Annotated in this window: 12 protein-coding genes; 5 read left to right on the top strand and 7 right to left on the bottom strand. The window is 64.6% G+C overall.

Annotation, left to right across the window (positions count from 1 at the left end):
- Nucleotides 1-8: 8 nt before the first annotated feature.
- The gene (locus LB523_RS05390; RefSeq protein WP_224601789.1) at nt 9-2,240 is read right to left on the bottom strand and encodes a cation:proton antiporter; all 2,232 of its coding nucleotides are present in this window, start codon (nt 2,238-2,240) and stop codon (nt 9-11) included.
- Nucleotides 2,241-2,666: 426 nt separating this feature from the next.
- Between LB523_RS05390 and LB523_RS05385 the strand changes: the two genes are divergently transcribed.
- Nucleotides 2,667-2,885, top strand: coding sequence for a hypothetical protein (locus tag LB523_RS05385; RefSeq protein WP_224548928.1), 219 nt, complete (start codon nt 2,667-2,669; stop codon nt 2,883-2,885).
- A 103-nt stretch (nt 2,886-2,988) separates the two neighbouring features.
- Entirely contained in the window at nt 2,989-3,771 is a 783-nt protein-coding gene (locus LB523_RS05380; protein ID WP_224601325.1) for a DUF2270 domain-containing protein, read from the top strand.
- A gap of 144 nt (nt 3,772-3,915) precedes the next feature.
- On the opposite strand, the gene LB523_RS05375 is transcribed toward LB523_RS05380, so the two are convergent.
- From LB523_RS05375 to LB523_RS05355, 5 genes are all read right to left on the bottom strand, one after another.
- The gene (locus LB523_RS05375; protein WP_224547033.1) at nt 3,916-4,644 is read right to left on the bottom strand and encodes an SDR family oxidoreductase; all 729 of its coding nucleotides are present in this window, start codon (nt 4,642-4,644) and stop codon (nt 3,916-3,918) included.
- A gap of 24 nt (nt 4,645-4,668) precedes the next feature.
- Nucleotides 4,669-5,922 carry a sugar ABC transporter permease gene (locus tag LB523_RS05370; protein WP_224547031.1) on the bottom strand — a complete coding sequence of 418 codons (1,254 nt, stop codon included), beginning with the start codon at nt 5,920-5,922 and terminating at the stop codon, nt 4,669-4,671.
- Nucleotides 5,919-6,755: an ATP-binding cassette domain-containing protein gene (locus LB523_RS05365; RefSeq protein ID WP_224547029.1), complete on the bottom strand. Its 837-nt coding sequence runs from the start codon at nt 6,753-6,755 to the stop codon at nt 5,919-5,921. Before LB523_RS05365 ends, LB523_RS05370 begins: the two co-directional genes overlap by 4 nt.
- Before the next feature lie 69 nt (nt 6,756-6,824).
- On the bottom strand, nt 6,825-7,907 hold the full coding sequence (locus tag LB523_RS05360) for a sugar ABC transporter substrate-binding protein (RefSeq protein ID WP_224547027.1): 1,083 nt from the start codon (nt 7,905-7,907) through the stop codon (nt 6,825-6,827).
- 317 nt (nt 7,908-8,224) lie between these two features.
- Nucleotides 8,225-9,109: an AraC family transcriptional regulator gene (locus tag LB523_RS05355; RefSeq protein WP_224601322.1), complete on the bottom strand. Its 885-nt coding sequence runs from the start codon at nt 9,107-9,109 to the stop codon at nt 8,225-8,227.
- Nucleotides 9,110-9,358: 249 nt separating this feature from the next.
- Here LB523_RS05355 and LB523_RS05350 point away from each other — a divergent pair, with 249 nt between their 5' ends.
- A complete protein-coding gene (locus LB523_RS05350) occupies nt 9,359-10,522 on the top strand; it encodes a glycoside hydrolase family 25 protein (RefSeq protein WP_224547025.1) in 1,164 nt (387 codons plus the stop codon).
- Nucleotides 10,523-10,562: 40 nt separating this feature from the next.
- Here LB523_RS05350 and LB523_RS05345 read toward each other — a convergent pair whose 3' ends face one another.
- Nucleotides 10,563-11,405 (bottom strand): AraC family transcriptional regulator, encoded by an 843-nt coding sequence (locus LB523_RS05345; protein ID WP_263493013.1) that lies wholly within the window; start codon nt 11,403-11,405, stop codon nt 10,563-10,565.
- Between the two features lie 246 nt (nt 11,406-11,651).
- Here LB523_RS05345 and LB523_RS05340 point away from each other — a divergent pair, with 246 nt between their 5' ends.
- Both LB523_RS05340 and LB523_RS05335 read left to right on the top strand, forming a co-directional pair.
- Nucleotides 11,652-13,118, top strand: a complete 1,467-nt coding sequence (locus LB523_RS05340) for an alpha-glucosidase/alpha-galactosidase (RefSeq protein WP_224601317.1) — start codon at nt 11,652-11,654, stop codon at nt 13,116-13,118.
- A gap of 105 nt (nt 13,119-13,223) precedes the next feature.
- Nucleotides 13,224-15,305 carry an ABC transporter substrate-binding protein gene (locus LB523_RS05335; protein WP_224601315.1) on the top strand — a complete coding sequence of 694 codons (2,082 nt, stop codon included), beginning with the start codon at nt 13,224-13,226 and terminating at the stop codon, nt 15,303-15,305.
- The last annotated feature ends 58 nt before the right edge of the window (nt 15,306-15,363 follow it).

The following is a 15,363-nucleotide window of genomic DNA, read 5'->3' as shown; positions in this document are numbered from 1 at the left end:
CAGTCCTCTCACCCGGTCCCCGTCCCCGTGCGTACCGCCTCGCGGTCGCTCTCGTCGCGCTTCACCCGCTCGTCGGAGATCAGCACCACTGGGCATGGGCTGCGCCGCAGGACGGCCGTCGTCGTCTCGCCGAAGATCAGCTCCTCGCCCTGGCGCCGCGCCACGCCCATGACAATCAACGCCACGTTGCGGCCGGCCTGGCGGGCGATGGCGTCGGCGGCCGCGGCTCTGCTGCGGATCGCCGTCTCGATCTCGACGCCGTAGCGGTCGGCAAGCGCGACGATGTCCTTCAGCACGGCTTCCCTGCGGCGGTGCGAGACGGTGTCGCGCAGCTCGTCGCGGCCAGCCCGTGCGACATAGAGCGTCTTGACGGGCGCGCCGGTGACGGCGGCGAGGGCCAAAGCCAGTTCGGCGCCGCGGCGGGCAACCGCCGTGCCGTTGACCGGCACCAGTATCTTGCCCGATAGCGGGCCGAGCCGAGGCATCTGGCGGCCGGCGGTGGCCGGCTTCAACACCAGGCAGAGCGGCCCGTCGAAGGCGCCGGCGACCTCGTTCAGCCGATGCGAGAAGGCCCCCTTGGAAGTGACGGCGCGGCCGAGGCCGACGAGCAGCATGCCGTAGCCCTTGCGCGCCTCCTTGGTGACAGCCTCGGCCGAGAGCTCCTCATGCTGGCGGCGGGTGACCGGGGCTTCGCGCACCGGCGTCTCGTCACCTTGCTTCGCCGCCTCACGGCTGTCTTCGGCGCCTTTCTCGATTTCCTCCAGATGCAACCCTTCGGTCGGCTCGGCATCGGTCTCGCCGCTCGAATGCAGCACCGTCGTCGGCTTGCCGGCGCCGATGACGCCGGCGAGATAGGCGGCGAAGCGTCCGACGACGCCCTCGTCGACCACAACCAGCAGCCGCTCCAGATTGGCGACGAATCCGCGCTGGTCGATCTCCTCGCGCTCCAGTCTTTTCTGCTCGCCCTCGCCCATCGGCAGGCGGCGCAGCGCCCAGCGCAATGTCGGCGGCATGGCCAAGGTGGTGATGACCGCCATGGTGACGATCATGGTGAAGAGGTTGTGCGACAGCACGCCCATCGACAGGCCGATCGAGGCGACAATGACCTCCGTGGAACCGCGCGCGTTCATGCCGCAGCCCACCGCGACGCCCTCGGCGCGGCTCATGCCGGCGACCTCGGCGCCGATGAAGGCGCCGCCGAACTTGCCGATGCTGGCGATGATGACCAGCGCCACCGTCAGCAGCGCAAGCTGAGGATCGAGAAGCACAGTGAGGTCTGCGGATAGTCCGGCGACGCCGAAAAACACCGGCATGAAAAGGGCGGTGATGATGCCACGCAGCTGCCCTTCGATGTGGCGCGACAGGATTGGCGACTCGCCGACCAAGATGCCTGCGACGAAGGCGCCGAGCACGGTGTGCACGCCGATCAGATCGGTGATCAAGGCCATGGCGCCCATGATGGCGAGGATGACGGTGACGACCGCGTATTCGGAGCGGAAAGTGTCGTTGGTCCAGCGGATGGCGTCGAAGACGATGCGGCGCCCGAGCGTGAAGGAAAACGCCATGAAGAGGGCGACGCCGGCAACCGTGAAGGCCAGGTTGCCGATCTGGATCCGCCCCTGGGTGGCGATGCCGATGGTGATGGCGATGATCACCCAGCCGATCGTGTCCTCGATGATGGCCGACGAGACGATGATCTGGCCGAGGTCGCGGCGCATGAAGTTCATATCGCGCACCACCATGGCGACGATCTTGACCGAGGAGATGGAGAGCGCGGTGCCGAGGAACAGCCCGGCAACGATGCGTTCGCTGCCTGCGGCAAGCAGCGTGGCCGGCATGAACTGGGCGGCGACGAAGCCGAGCGCGAAGGGCACCGCCACGCCGGCGGCCGAAATGGAAAAACAGGCGCGGCCGACGCGGCGCACGAGCCGCAGATCCGTTTCCATGCCGGTGAGCAGGAGCAGCATCAACACGCCCAGCTGGGCGATGGCGTTGATCATCGACTTTTGCGAGGCGTCACCGGCAAAGACCAGCCGCTCGGCCGCCGGCCAGACCCAGCCAAGCAGCGAAGGCCCAAGCAGGATGCCGCCGATCAGCTGTCCCATCACCGCCGGCTGGCCCAGTATTTCCAGGACCTCGCCGATGCCGCGACCGACGACAAGGAGCAGGATGAGTTCGGCGACGAAAATGCCTTCCGAGGACATGCCGGTCTTCTCGGCGGCGAAGGCGACGACGGGCATCAGCAGAAGCGCAGCGGCGGCTAACACGACCGACCGGCGCCGATTGAGTATTTTGGACAAGCTGTCTCCCCTCGATTTCGCGTCATAACGGTTTGGCCGGTGGTTCGGTTGCACGGCGTCGGAGCTGCCAATCTCCCCCTCGTGGGAAAGATGTCCGGCAGGACAGAGGGAGGCGCGAAGGAACGCGGCTTCACAGCCAGAAGCGTTAACATCTGCAGGTCCGGCGTGCGACATGCAGCAAGGGAGACAGGCAGAAGTTGGTGCTTTACGGCGACCTCTGCCCTGCCGGGCATCTCCCCCACAAGGGGAGATCAGCAGTTCCGGCGCCGTTTTCTACCATTCTAATCAAATGCCGCCGCGGATTTTTGCTTCCCGGTAAAGCGACTCGGCGATGTTCGCGCCGTGGCGGGCAATAAGGAGAAGCTAATGAAAAGCGACTTTGCCGCCGCCCACCTGCACCTTGACCGGGCCTGCCACTACCTGCGCGGCGACGATGAAACGAGCCGCGCGGCGCTGGCGGCGCTCGACCTTGTGATCGAGGCAGTGGCGGCAGCGCAGCATGCCAGGCCGATGGCCGATGTGCTGCCCTTTCCACGGCGCGCGAATGGTGGTGTCCCCCGCTTGCAACCTGACTTATCCGCCTGAAAAGGCGGGAACATTCCGGCCGGCCGCACGTTGAAGCGACAGGGGTGTGGCCGGTCGATGTCAAGGCGAGGACCGGCCATGGCGGCGGGAGGCGCCCGGCAGAATGTCCCAGACGAATGCCGCAAAATCCACAGATGCAGCCGTGGCAAGGCCGACAGAGGCAGCTGCGCCGGCAAGATCCACCGAGAAGGCCGCGCCGCCGCGCGCTTCCGACACGCTGGCGCTGAAGCTCAGCTCCCCTGAATTCACCACGACGCTGTCGCATTTCCATCGCGCCGAGATCGCGCGCATGGCGGGCTGGCGCGACCGGCTCGACCGCACCAGCAATTGGGCGATCACGGTGGTGGCGGCGATGCTGTCGGTATCGCTGTCGACGCCCAGCGCGCATCATGGCGTGCTTTTGTTCGCCATGCTCCTGATCACGCTGCTGTTGTGGATCGAGGCGAGGCGCTACCGCTTCTTCGACGTCTACCGCGCCCGTGTGCGGCAATTCGAGCGCTACTACTTCGCGCAGATCTTTTCGCCGCAGCCGGACTATGCTTCCAACTGGCTCGCGATCCTCGGCGAAGGCCTGCGCTCGCCGCGTTTCCTGATCACGCAGCGCGCGGCGCTGATCCGCCGGCTGCGCCGCAACTACATCTTCATGTACACGATCCTGCTGCTTGCCTGGATCCTGAAGATCACCACGCCGAGCCTGTCGCGCGAAGGCTCTCCCATCGGCTTCGGCGCCTCGCTCGTCGACACGTTCCGGGTGGCGACGCTCGGCCCAATCCCCGGCGTCGTCGTCGTGTGCGGCGTGGCCGGCTGCTACCTCGCGCTGCTCGCCGCGGCGTTCCTGGTCCGCGCCGATGACGGCGAGCTGTCCTTCGGCGACGTGCATGTGTGAGGGAAAGGGAGTAAGGCAGTAGTGAGTAGTGAGTAGTGAGTAGTGAGTAGTGAGTAGTGAGTAAGTTAGCGATGGGAATTCGCGGCGTCTACGTGGCCTGAAACTCTTGACCTACTCCCCTACTCCCCTACTCCCCTACTCCCCTCACAAATCATTGCTCTGCGGCAGGATCACCAGATCCCGAATGGTGATGTTTCTCGGTCGCGTCAGCATGAACAGGACGGCGTCGGCGACCTCGGTGGGCTGCATCAGGCCACCGGCCGCCAGCTCGTCTTCGAGCTTCTGCTTCGGCCAATCGCTGATCAGCGCGGTCACCACCGGCCCCGGCGCCACCGCGCCGACGCGCAGGCCGTGCTTGGCGACCTGCCGGCGCAGCGTATGGACGAAGGCCTGGATGGCGTGCTTGGAGGCCGTGTAGACCGGTTCCCAGACGACAGGGACGAGGCCCGCGATCGAGCTGGTGACGATGATGTCGCCGGTCTTGCGTTCGACCATATGCGGCAGCACCGCGTGCACCGAGCGGAACACCGAGTTGATGTTGAGGTTCAGCATGCGGTCCCAGGCATCCGGATCGCCGTTAAGGATCTCGCCGCCCACATAGGAGCCGGCATTGGCGTGGAAGATGTCGAGCTGGCCGGCCTTTTCGAGGATGCCGGGCATCATGGTCGCCAGGCTTGCCGGGCTGGTGAGGTCGACCACCAGCGGGATCGCGCCGTCGCCGAGCTCGGCGACCACCTCCTTCAGCCTGTCCTCCGCGCGGTCGACCAGCACGACGCGGGCGCCGGCGGCGAGCATCGCCCTGGCGCATTCGAGGCCGATGCCCGACGCCGCGCCGGTGACCGCGGCGACTTTTCCCGAAAGATTGTGAGCCATGTGTACCCTTCTCGTTTGAACTGTTCAGGCGCGGCCGTGCGATGCACGGGAGCGGCGCGCGAGGGAGTCGACGATCACGGCGATGGCCAGAACGGCACCGGTGATCATGTAACGAAGCGACGAGGACAGATCGAGCAGCGTCAGGCCGCTGGCGATCGACTGGATGACGATGATGCCGAGCAGCGCGGAATAGGCGCTGCCGCGGCCGCCGAACAGGCTGGTGCCGCCGATGACCGCGGCCGCGATCGCGTTCAGGTTGACGTCGCCGGTGCCGGCCTGCTGGCTGGCGGAAGCAAGCCTGGCGGCCGCAAGCACGCCGCCCAGCGCGGCAAAGAGCGAGCACAGCGCGAAGGCGCTGAGATAGATGGCGCGCACCTTTATGCCGGCACGGCGCGCCGCCTCGCGGTTGCCGCCGACGGCGGTCATCGAGCGTCCCCATTTGGTCCGGGTCAGCGCATAGTTCATCGCCACGACGAGGCCGACGAACAGGCCGAACATCCACGGAATGCCGCGCGACTGGTTGAGGTAGGCGACGATCAGCTCGAGGCCGACGGTTATGACGGCGACGCGCACGATGAGCCCGGTCGCGGACGGTGCCGACAGGTTGGCCGCCCGGCGGCGGGCGAAGGTGCGAAGCCCGGAGATCAGCAGCGCCAGGCCCGGGATCGCTGCCAGCGTGTACGATACCCATTTCGGCATCACCATCAGCTGGCCGAAATCCACCAAAGCGGAGCCGTATGGCAGGTTGATCGAGCCGGTGGAGCCGAGAATGTAGAGCTGCATGCCCAGCACCGCGAGCAAGCCGGCCAGCGTCGAAACGAAGCTCGGCATGCCCAGACGGTTGAACAAAAGGGCATAGAGCGAGCCGATCAGGGCGCCGAAGGCGAGCGCCGCCAGGATGGCGAGCGCGACCGGCCATCCCTGGTTGACCCAGAGCGTGCCGACTATCGCGGAGGCGAAGCCGCTGATCGAGCCGACGGAAAGGTCGATCTCGCCGACCATCAGCACGCAGACGATGCCGAGCGCGATGACGCCGACCGTCGAGCAGTCGAAGAGAAGATTGACCAGATTGCTGCTGGAGACGAAGACGGGGTTGAGGCTGGTGAAGACAGTCCAGATGACCACAAGGCCGACGATGACCGGCAGCGAACCGAGATCGCCGCTACGCACGCGGTCGAGGAAGGCGCGGAGCGCGCCGCCGAAGCCGGCTTCATGCTTCACCCGCGCGTCGGCGCGGTCGAGCGCCATCGGGCCGGAGGTGCTTTTCTCTGCCGTCATGGACCCTGCTCCCCCGCCGGTGCGCTGCCGCTGTGATCGCGCTCCATGCGCAGGCGCTCGACGCGGCGCGACACCGCGTTGTTGGACGCGCCGGTGATGGCGCTCACCAGATCCTGGTTCGAGGCGTCGGGCTCGAAGACCCCGTTGTTGCGCCCCAGCCGCAGCACCACGATGCGGTCGGCGACGGCGCGGACATCCTCCATGTTGTGGCTGATCATCACGACGCCGAGGCCGCGCGCGCGGACGCGGTCGATGAGGTTGAGCACTTCAGCCGTCTGGGCGACGCCAAGCGCCGCGGTCGGCTCGTCGAGCAGGATGAGTTTCGGCTCGAGCAGCAGCGAGCGCGCGATGGCGACCGTCTGGCGCTGGCCGCCGGACAGCGAGGCGACCGCCTCGCGCACGCTCGGGATGCGCGCCGACAATTCGTTGAGCAGCGTCCAGGCGCGCATCTCCATCGCCACCTCATCCAGCCGCAGCGGACTGAGCTCGTTGCCGAGGAAAATATTGGCGACCACATCGAGGTTTTCGCAGAGCGCCAGGTCCTGGAACACTGTGGCGATGCCGAGCGTCAGCGCCGCGCGCGGGTCGGGCAGCGTGACGGGCTTGCCGCGGAAATTGATCGTTCCCGCGCTCGGCTGATGCACGCCTGCGAGGATCTTGACCAGCGTCGACTTGCCGGCGCCGTTGTCGCCGACCAGCGCGACGACCTCGCCGGCATGGACATCGAAATCGATATCGGTCAGCGCCGAAACGGCGCCGAAATTCTTCGATATGCCGCGCAGGCTGAGCACCAGCTCGCCGACGGAAGCCGACTCTTCAAGACTCTCACTCATGCGCCGCCTTTCTTGACAGTCGTTCGTTGGACATCCGGCCGCCAAGGAGCGGCCGGATGCCCATATGGATCACTTCGTGATGCCGAGCTTCTTGCAGCCCTCGGCATAGCGATCGACGCAGAGTTCGGCCGCCGTGTTGATCTTCTTGTCAATGATCTCGGCCTTGAGGTTCTCCTGCGTCACCACCGCCGGCGTGAACAGCTGCGAGGGCGTGTCGTAGAGCGTCATCTCTGCCTTCGGCTTCTCGCCCGACAACAGCTTGACGGCGACGTTGGCCGCGGCCGCCGCAACGATCTCGCTCGGCTTGGAGATGGTGTTGTACTGGTCGCCGGCGATGATCAGCTGCAGCGCCGCGATGGTCGCGTCATTGCCGGTCACCGGCGGAACCGGATCGACGCCTGCTGCCTTGAAAGCGGCGATCGCGCCGCCGCCAGTGCCGTCATTGGCCGCGACGACGCCGAGGATTTTGGTGCCGAAGCGGGTGATCTGGCCGCTCGCCCATTGCTGTGCTTTCGGCGGCGCCCATTCCGGCGTGTCGAACTCGGCCAGGATCGGATAGCCGCTGTTGTCGAGGCCTTCGTGGATGCCCTTCTTGATCAGGCCGGCGGCAGCGTCGGTCGGCGAGCCGTTGATCTGCAGCAGGCCGCCGCCGGCCGGGTCGACCTTCAGAGCCTTGAGGTGCTCGACCAGCGAGTCGGCGATAGCCTTGCCGATGCCTTCATTGTTGAAGGAGACGTAGAAATCGGCGGGCGCCGTCGGGATGGGCCGGTCATAGGCGATCACCTTGACGCCCTGGCTCTGGGCGAGCTTCACCAGCGAGGCGGCGGCGGTCGAATCGACCGGGTCGAGGACGATCGCCTTGGCGCCCTGCGAGATCACCGAATTGAACTGCTGCTGCTGGCGCGCCGCATCGGCGTCGGCGTTTTGATAAATCACCTTGCAGCCAGGGCAGAGCTTCTTCATCTCGGCGACGAAGCCGGGATAGTCGTGCTGCTCGTAGCGGGTCGACGCCTGGTCGGGCATCAGGAAGGCAACCGTAGCATCGGTTACCGTGTCGGCGAAGGCCGCGGTGCTGCCGAGCAGCGAGACCGCGAAAACGGCCGCGATCGTCGATTTAAAGGCAAACGGCGATTTCCAAGCATGTCTGGTCATTCGAATGTCTCCGTTTCGAGAAATGGTTTCACGAGGACCTGCGCGGTGGACGACGCGCCAGGCCTTGACTGCATGTCGAACTGTTGGGAGGAGTATTGTCAGCGGCCGAGGATCGATCCGATCCCGGTAACTCTACAAGCATCCTCCTGAACGTGCTGGATTCGGAACAAACGATCTCCAGCACAGGGTGCTCCGCACCCCGCGTCCTTCCTTCCCTGAATCTCTTGTTGTTTGACCAATTACGGACGGAGGCTACGGCAAGTTCGCCGCGTTCAACCGCTTCGCAATTGCTCTAGGCTCCTCCCGCTTCCTCCCTGTTAGGCGGCTATCTCCGCGTTGATATTCTCAGCCAATAAGGCCCTGAAGCGCGAAGGCGACATGCCTTTCTGCGCCAGGAACTGACGGTTGAAATTCGAGATGTTGTTGTAGCCGGCGGCGTAGCAGATTTCGGTGATCGACATCTGGTCCTCGCTCATCAGCAGCTGACAGGCAAGGTTGATGCGCAGGCGGTTGACATACTGCACCAGTGCCATTCCGGTGTGGCGGCGGAAGCTGCGCGAGAAGGCGCTCGGGCTGCGCCCGGCGATCTCGGCAAGCGTCCCTTCGCTGAAAGGCTCGGTCAGGTGGCAGTTGATATAGGCGAGCGCCTGATTGATGCCGGCCGACATGAAGCCGGAGGGATCGGGCAGATAGCCGGCGCTAGCCAAAGTGCGGACGTCGCCGGCGCGGTTCAATATATCGAGCACGGCCATGAACAGCGACAGGCGGCGCACGCCCTGCGCCTCGGTCAGTTCCGCCAGCAGGGCCGCCACGAGCTCAGCCGTCGCCGGCGAGAACAGCGCCCCGCGGCGGCTGGTTTCGAGGATGCCGGCGCAGGCGCCAAGTTCGGGCAAGGCGGCGGAGGCGCCGGCGATGAATTCTTCCGAGAACTGGACCACACGGCCGCGCAGCGGCACGGTTTCGCCCGGCGGCACGTCGCTGACCCAGTTGTGCGGCAAATTGGGCCCGGTGAGCACCAGATTGCCCGGCTCGAACTCGCCGATGAAGTCGCCGACGAAATAGCGGCCGGTGGTGGCGACGACCAGATGCAGCTCGTATTCGGGATGGAAGTGCCAGCGCACGGTGCGGAAAGGATAGCCGTGGGCCCAGGCCTTGAACGACTCTCCCTGTCTGATCTGGACGACTTCCAGGTCCGGATTCATCTTCATTTCCTCCCCGCGCGGGTCCGGTCTTGGGACCGGTTGCTGCGCTTCGTCAGGCAGGCCTGTGTATTCCCACTGGCCGCCGTGATTGAAGCTTAGGCGGCAATTGAAACGCCTGCCACCACGGCTTGTCCACCCGACCGATACTTTTTTGACGTTTCGGAGCAGGTCGAAGCAGCCGATGTCTTGAAAGCACTTCGTTAACCATAGCGGTTCAGGATCGTTCTCTGGTCAGTGGGGACACCCTGATTGAAAAAGCCGGCGCGCCCTCTTCGCCGCCTGGCGCTTCTCGCGGCAGCGATTGCGCTGGGCACGGCGGCAAAGGCCTCGGATTTCTCCGAGCCGTGGAAGAATGCCGACCGGCCGCTGGTCATCGACGCCTATGAATACAATTCGATCGACTGGCAGCAGCTCGTCACCGACAAGCGTGTCGCCGGCTTCATCAACAAGGCGTCCGACGGGCTGCCGCCGCCCTATTTCTGCTTCGGCGCCGAAGCCGACATCAAACTCTGCAAGGCGCAGTGGAAGCGCTATGCGGTGACGCGCGAATTGTTCCAGACGCGCAAGGTGGTGGCGAAGGCGCTCGGCCTGAAATGGGGCGCCTATCACCTGGCGCGGCCCGGCAACCCGGTCGAGCAGGCCAATAATTTCATCGATTTCGCCGAGCCGGCGCCCGACGAGCTGATGGCCCTCGACATCGAAGGCATCGATGCAACGCAATGGATGTCGCTTGAGGACGCGGAAGAATTCGTGCGCCAGGTGCATCGCCGCCTCGGCCGCTTCCCGGTGCTCTATGTCAACGGCAAGACCGCCCAGTATATCGCCGACAACCGCTACCAATATCGGCTCCTGTCGCGGCTGCCGCTCTGGTATGCGCGCTACAAGCCGGACATCGACGTGCATTTCCCGATGGGCAACTGGCAGGGCTATGCGCTCTGGCAATTCGCCGCGCACACCAATTGCGGCCGCTTCCGTTGCCCCTACCGCGTGCCCGGCACGCCCAACGACATCGACGTCAGCGTCGCGCCCATGAGCGCCGACGAATTGCGCCGGCAATGGGCTTTTGGCGGCCTGCTCGACGTGCCGGCCGACTACCTCGCCTCGATCCCGGTGCCGATTTCGCGTGAGATGGCGCTGGCCGGCAAGGTGACGATCACCTATGCCGACGTGGCGGCGCCGCCGACCTTCGAGGAGATGGTGGCGGTGCTCGGTGCGCGCTGGGCGACATTCCGCGACGGATTCCGCATGCCGGTGGTAAAGACGGTGCCGCGGCGCGCCGGCTTCGGCATCGCGCAATATGTCGCCTGGAAACGCTCCGGACAGCGCACGCCCGAGCAGATCGACGCGGCCTTCGCCGCTGCCGCCGATCCGGTCAGCACCGCCTCGACGGCGCTCGACAGCGCCAGGCGCTGACTTCTTCCAAGAGCCGACCTCTTCCCGGAGCCGAGAGACATCAGCGATGGCTGCCCAGGCTGGCATACATGCCTGTGGTGCGAAACTGCGTCGGATTGATGCCGTAACACCGGCGAAAGACCTTGGAGAAGTAGTTCGCGTCCTCGAAGCCGCACAGCACCGCGACTTCCTTGACCGGCAGGAAATCCGCCTTGGTCAGGAGTTTCGCCGCGCGTTGCAGGCGCTGCTGCAGGACGAATTCGGCCGGCGGCAATCCTTCGCTCTCGGCGAAGCAGCGTGAGAAATGGGCGCGGCTGAGGCCGCTGATTTCAACCAGCTCCGCCACCGGCAGCGGCTTGTCGAGATTGGCGTTGATGTGGTCGATGACAGGCTGCATGGCGCTTTGCTTCTCGGCGAAGGCGTGCGAGCCGAAGACGTCGTCATAAAGCGCCATTGCCGCCTCATAGGCGATCGCCGAGGCCGCGCCTGGCGAAGCGGCGCCCTTGATCAGCCGCAGGCTGCAATCGGCAAGGTGATCGATGGTGGCCGGCTGTAGCCGCAACACCGGGCCCGAGACGCTGAGAATGGACTTGTGGATGCGCAGCGCCTCCTCGCCGTTCATCGAGATCCAGAAATATTCCCAGCGGTCGCCCTTGGCCAACCAGTAGCGATGATTGTGCGGCACCAGAACCAGCAGCGTGTCGTTCGCCTGCAGGCGGTAATTGCGGCTCTCGTAGCGCAATTGGCCGGTGCCGCTGATCGTATGCTGGAGCACGGTGAACGGGGTCTGGCCGCGCTTTCGCCCGTCCCAGTCGTAGGTCTCGTCCTCGCGCAGTTCGTAGCCGGTGCTGGTCGGCATGGCGTGCAGGCGCTGGCGGCCGCGCGGCAGCGAGATCGTCCGCATCAGCTTTCCGTTGGCGATCAGGTCCCGCAGCACAAAATTACCCTCGAAAGCATAATCCTTCTCTGGCCCCGTCGGCGAATAAGCGCATAATCCGGCCCTCAAGAACGCGAAAGACCCGCGGTCGAGGAGCGGGCGGGAGGAGAAAGAGCCGGATTTCCGGCTTTGGATGGCATGCGCGCTGTTGCACGCGGCCATGTTCTCTCCTTTGCTCCTTGCCTAGCATTCGATTGGATCGAGGTGAAGGTGATGAGTTTCAAAATCGCTATTATCGGCGCCGGCAGCGTCGGCTTCACCAAGAAGCTGTTCACCGACATCCTATGCGTGCCGGAGTTCGAGGATATCGAATTCGCGCTGACCGATGTCAGCGAGCACAATCTGGCGATGATCAAGGCGATCCTCGACAGGATCGTGGAAGCGAACAAGTTGCCGACCAAGGTGACGGCGACCACCAACCGCCGCGAGGCGCTGGAGGGCGCGCGCTATATCATCAGCTGCGTGCGCGTCGGCGGGCTCGAAGCCTATGCGGACGACATCCGCATCCCGCTGAAATACGGCATCGACCAATGCGTCGGCGACACGATCTGCGCCGGCGGCATTCTCTACGGCCAGCGCAACATTCCGGTGATCCTCGACTTCTGCCGGGACATCCGCGAGGTCGCCGCGACCGGCGCCAAGTTCCTCAACTACGCCAACCCGATGGCGATGAACACCTGGGCCGCGATCGAATACGGCAAGGTCGACACGGTCGGCCTCTGCCACGGCGTTCAGCATGGCGCCGAGCAGATTGCCCAGGTGCTCGGCGCAAAGTCGCCCAAGGAGCTCGACCATGTCTGCTCCGGCATCAACCACCAGACCTGGTTCATCGAGCTCAAGCTGAACGGCCGGTCGATCGGCAAGGACGAATTGATCTCCGCCTTCGAGGCGCATCCGGTCTATTCGAAGCAGGAAAAGCTGCGCATCGACGTGCTGAAGCGTTTTGGGGTCTATTCGACCGAAAGCAACGGCCACCTGTCGGAATATCTGCCCTGGTATCGCAAGCGTCCCGACGAGATCGCGCGCTGGATCGACATGTCGGACTGGATCCATGGCGAGACGGGCGGCTACCTGCGCTACTCGACCGAAACCCGCAACTGGTTCGAGACGGAATATCCGCAATTTCTCGAAGCGGCCTCGAAACCGATCGACCCGGCAAAACGCTCGAACGAACACGCCAGCCACATTCTCGAAGCGTTGGAGACGAACCGCGTCTATCGCGGCCACTTCAACGTCAAGAACAACGGCGTGATCACCAATCTGCCGCAGGATGCCATCATCGAATCGCCCGGCTTCGTCGACCGGTTCGGCATCAACATGGCCGCCGGCATCACCTTGCCGGAAGCCTGCGCGGCCACCTGCATGGCTTCGATCAACGTCCAGCGCATGTCGGTGCATGCCGCGATCGCCGGCGACATCGACCTGTTGAAGCTCGCCGTGCTCCACGATCCGCTGGTCGGAGCCGTGTCGACGCCGGAAGAGGTCTGGCAGATGGTGGACGAGATGGTCGTCGCGCAGGCTCAATGGCTGCCGCAATATGCGCATGCCGTTCCGGCGGCCAAGGAGCGGCTTTCGAAATCCAAGGTCAAGACGCGTGAATGGGCGGGCGCGGCGCGGCGCAGCGTGCGCTCGATCGAGGAACTGCGCGCCGAGAAGGCGGCGCTGAAACAGGCCGGCTGAGGCTGGGACAAGCAGCCGGACCTGCAGGAGGCAGGTCCCGTCGGAATGAGCCGTCCCGAACAAGAGGCGGGCAACAGCAGACATCCAAACATCTGGGAGGAGACTATGAGGAACCTGCATAGAATTGGCATCGCCGCCGGGCTGATGCTGAGCGTTTCAGTCCATGCACTCAACGCTTTCGCGTCCGAACCGACCGTGCCGCCGCAGCCGGCGACATTCCCGGCCGAAGGCAAGATCCACTATGTGGCGCGCGACTCCATCCTGGAGTTCAAGGCGCTGCCCGAATATCACGAGCCGGACTGGGTAACGGAGAAATACGTCAAGACCGGCAAGTTGCCGCCGGTCAAGGACAGACTGCCCAAGGAGCCGCTGGTCTTCAAGACCGGCAACATGCCCGACGGCATCGGCGTCTATGGCGACACGATGCGCCACGTCATAGGCGGCAGGCCGGAAGGCTGGAACTACGGCGCCGGCCAGACGCAAGGCTGGGGCGGCATCGATATCGGCTTGTCCGAATGCCTGACGCGCACGGCGCCGCTGTTCCAGGTCGAGGCCAAGGACACCGAGCCGCTTCCGAACCTCGCCAAGAGCTGGGACTGGTCGAGTGACGGCCACAAGCTCACCATGCATCTGATCGAAGGCGCCAAATGGTCGGACGGCGCGCCCTTCAACGCCGACGACGTCATGTTCTACTGGGATGACGAGGTCGTCGATCCCAATGTCTCGCCGCTGAACGGCGCCACGCCCGAAACTTTCGGCGTCGGCACGACGCTGAAGAAGGTCGACGACTACACCGTCGAGTGGACCTTCAAGGAGGCGTTCCCGCGGCAATATCTCTATGCGATGGCCTACGGCACCTTCTGTCCCGGCCCTTCGCATATCCTGAAGCCGCAGCATCCGAAATATTCGAAGAATACCTACGACCAGTTCAAGAACGCCTTCCCGCCGGATTATATGAACATGCCGGTGATGGGCGCCTGGGTGCCGGTCGAATACCGGCCGGACGATATCATCGTCTTGCGGCGCAACCCCTACTATTGGAAGGTCGACGAAAAGGGCAACCAGCTGCCCTATCTCAACGAGCTGCAATACAAGCTGTCGACCTGGGCCGACCGCGACGTCCAGGCGGTGGCGGGCTCCGGCGACTTCTCGAACCTTGAGCAGCCCGAGAATTTCGTCGCCTCGCTGAAGCGCGCGGCCGACCCGAACGCGCCGGCCCGGCTTGCCTTCGGCCCGCGCCTCATCGGCTACAATCTGCGCATGAATTTCTCCGCCAATGGCTGGGGCAACCCGGACGAACGCGGCCAGGCGCTGCGCGAATTGAACCGCAACGAGGACTTCCGCAAGGCGGTGACCATGGCGCTCGACCGCAAGGCGCTGGGCGACTCGCTGGTCAAGGGTCCGTTTACCGCCATCTATCCGGGCGGCTTCTCGTCGGGCACCAGCTTCTATGACCGCAAGTCGACCGTCTACTATCCGTTCGATCTCAAAGGCGCCAAGGCCGAGCTTGCCAAGGCCGGGCTGAAGGACACTGATGGCGACGGCATCGTGAACTTCCCGGCCGGCACCGCCGGCGGCAAGAATGTCGAGATCGTGATGCTGGTCAACAACGACTACACCACCGACAAGAGCCTCGCCGAAGGCGTGGTCGCGCAGATGGAAAAGCTCGGGCTGAGGGTCGTGCTCAACGGGGTCAACGGAACGCAGCGCGACGCTATCCAATATTCCGGCCGTTTCGATTGGCTGATCCGGCGCAACGAGACCGAGCTGACCTCGGTGGTGCAGAACACCGAGCAACTTGCTCCTGTCGGCCCGAAGACCAGCTGGAATCACCGCGCGCCGGAAAGCGGCGAAGTCGACCTGATGCCCTTCGAGAAGGACCTCGTGGACATCGTCAACAAGTTCGTAACGACGCAGGACAACGACCAGCGTGCCGACCTGATGCGAAAGTTCCAGAAGATATCGACCGAGCATGTCTACAATGTCGGGCTGACCGAGTATCCGGGCGCGCTCATCATCAACAAGCGCTTCTCGAACATTCCGCAAGGCACGCCGATCTACATGTTCAACTGGGCCGAGGATTCGATCGTCCGCGAACGTGTCTTCGTCGCCGCCGACAAGCAGGCGAAGCACGAACTGTATCCGGAGGAGCTTCCCGGCAAACCGGGTGACAAGGGTCCGATGTAAGGTTTACCTCCCCTGACGAAAAGACGTCCGGCCGCGCCGCGGCGCGGCCGGACAACGA

Origin of the sequence: Mesorhizobium sp. ESP-6-4 (assembly GCF_020164735.1) — a bacterium.
GTDB lineage: Bacteria > Pseudomonadota > Alphaproteobacteria > Rhizobiales > Rhizobiaceae > Mesorhizobium.
This window is presented reverse-complemented; position numbering and strand designations above follow the sequence as displayed.

Bases quoted from the DNA above. Each gene is read 5' to 3' on its own strand.
- LB523_RS05390 (WP_224601789.1), bottom strand. From the start codon at position 2,240: ATGCCCGTCGTCGCCTTCGCCGCCGAGAAGACCGGCATGTCCTCGGAA.
- LB523_RS05385 (WP_224548928.1), top strand. From the start codon at position 2,667: ATGAAAAGCGACTTTGCCGCCGCCCACCTGCACCTTGACCGGGCCTGC.
- LB523_RS05380 (WP_224601325.1), top strand. From the start codon at position 2,989: ATGTCCCAGACGAATGCCGCAAAATCCACAGATGCAGCCGTGGCAAGG.
- LB523_RS05375 (WP_224547033.1), bottom strand. From the start codon at position 4,644: ATGGCTCACAATCTTTCGGGAAAAGTCGCCGCGGTCACCGGCGCGGCG.
- LB523_RS05370 (WP_224547031.1), bottom strand. From the start codon at position 5,922: ATGACGGCAGAGAAAAGCACCTCCGGCCCGATGGCGCTCGACCGCGCC.
- LB523_RS05365 (WP_224547029.1), bottom strand. From the start codon at position 6,755: ATGAGTGAGAGTCTTGAAGAGTCGGCTTCCGTCGGCGAGCTGGTGCTC.
- LB523_RS05360 (WP_224547027.1), bottom strand. From the start codon at position 7,907: ATGACCAGACATGCTTGGAAATCGCCGTTTGCCTTTAAATCGACGATC.
- LB523_RS05355 (WP_224601322.1), bottom strand. From the start codon at position 9,109: ATGAATCCGGACCTGGAAGTCGTCCAGATCAGACAGGGAGAGTCGTTC.
- LB523_RS05345 (WP_263493013.1), bottom strand. From the start codon at position 11,405: ATGCGGACGATCTCGCTGCCGCGCGGCCGCCAGCGCCTGCACGCCATG.
- LB523_RS05340 (WP_224601317.1), top strand. From the start codon at position 11,652: ATGAGTTTCAAAATCGCTATTATCGGCGCCGGCAGCGTCGGCTTCACC.
- LB523_RS05335 (WP_224601315.1), top strand. From the start codon at position 13,224: ATGAGGAACCTGCATAGAATTGGCATCGCCGCCGGGCTGATGCTGAGC.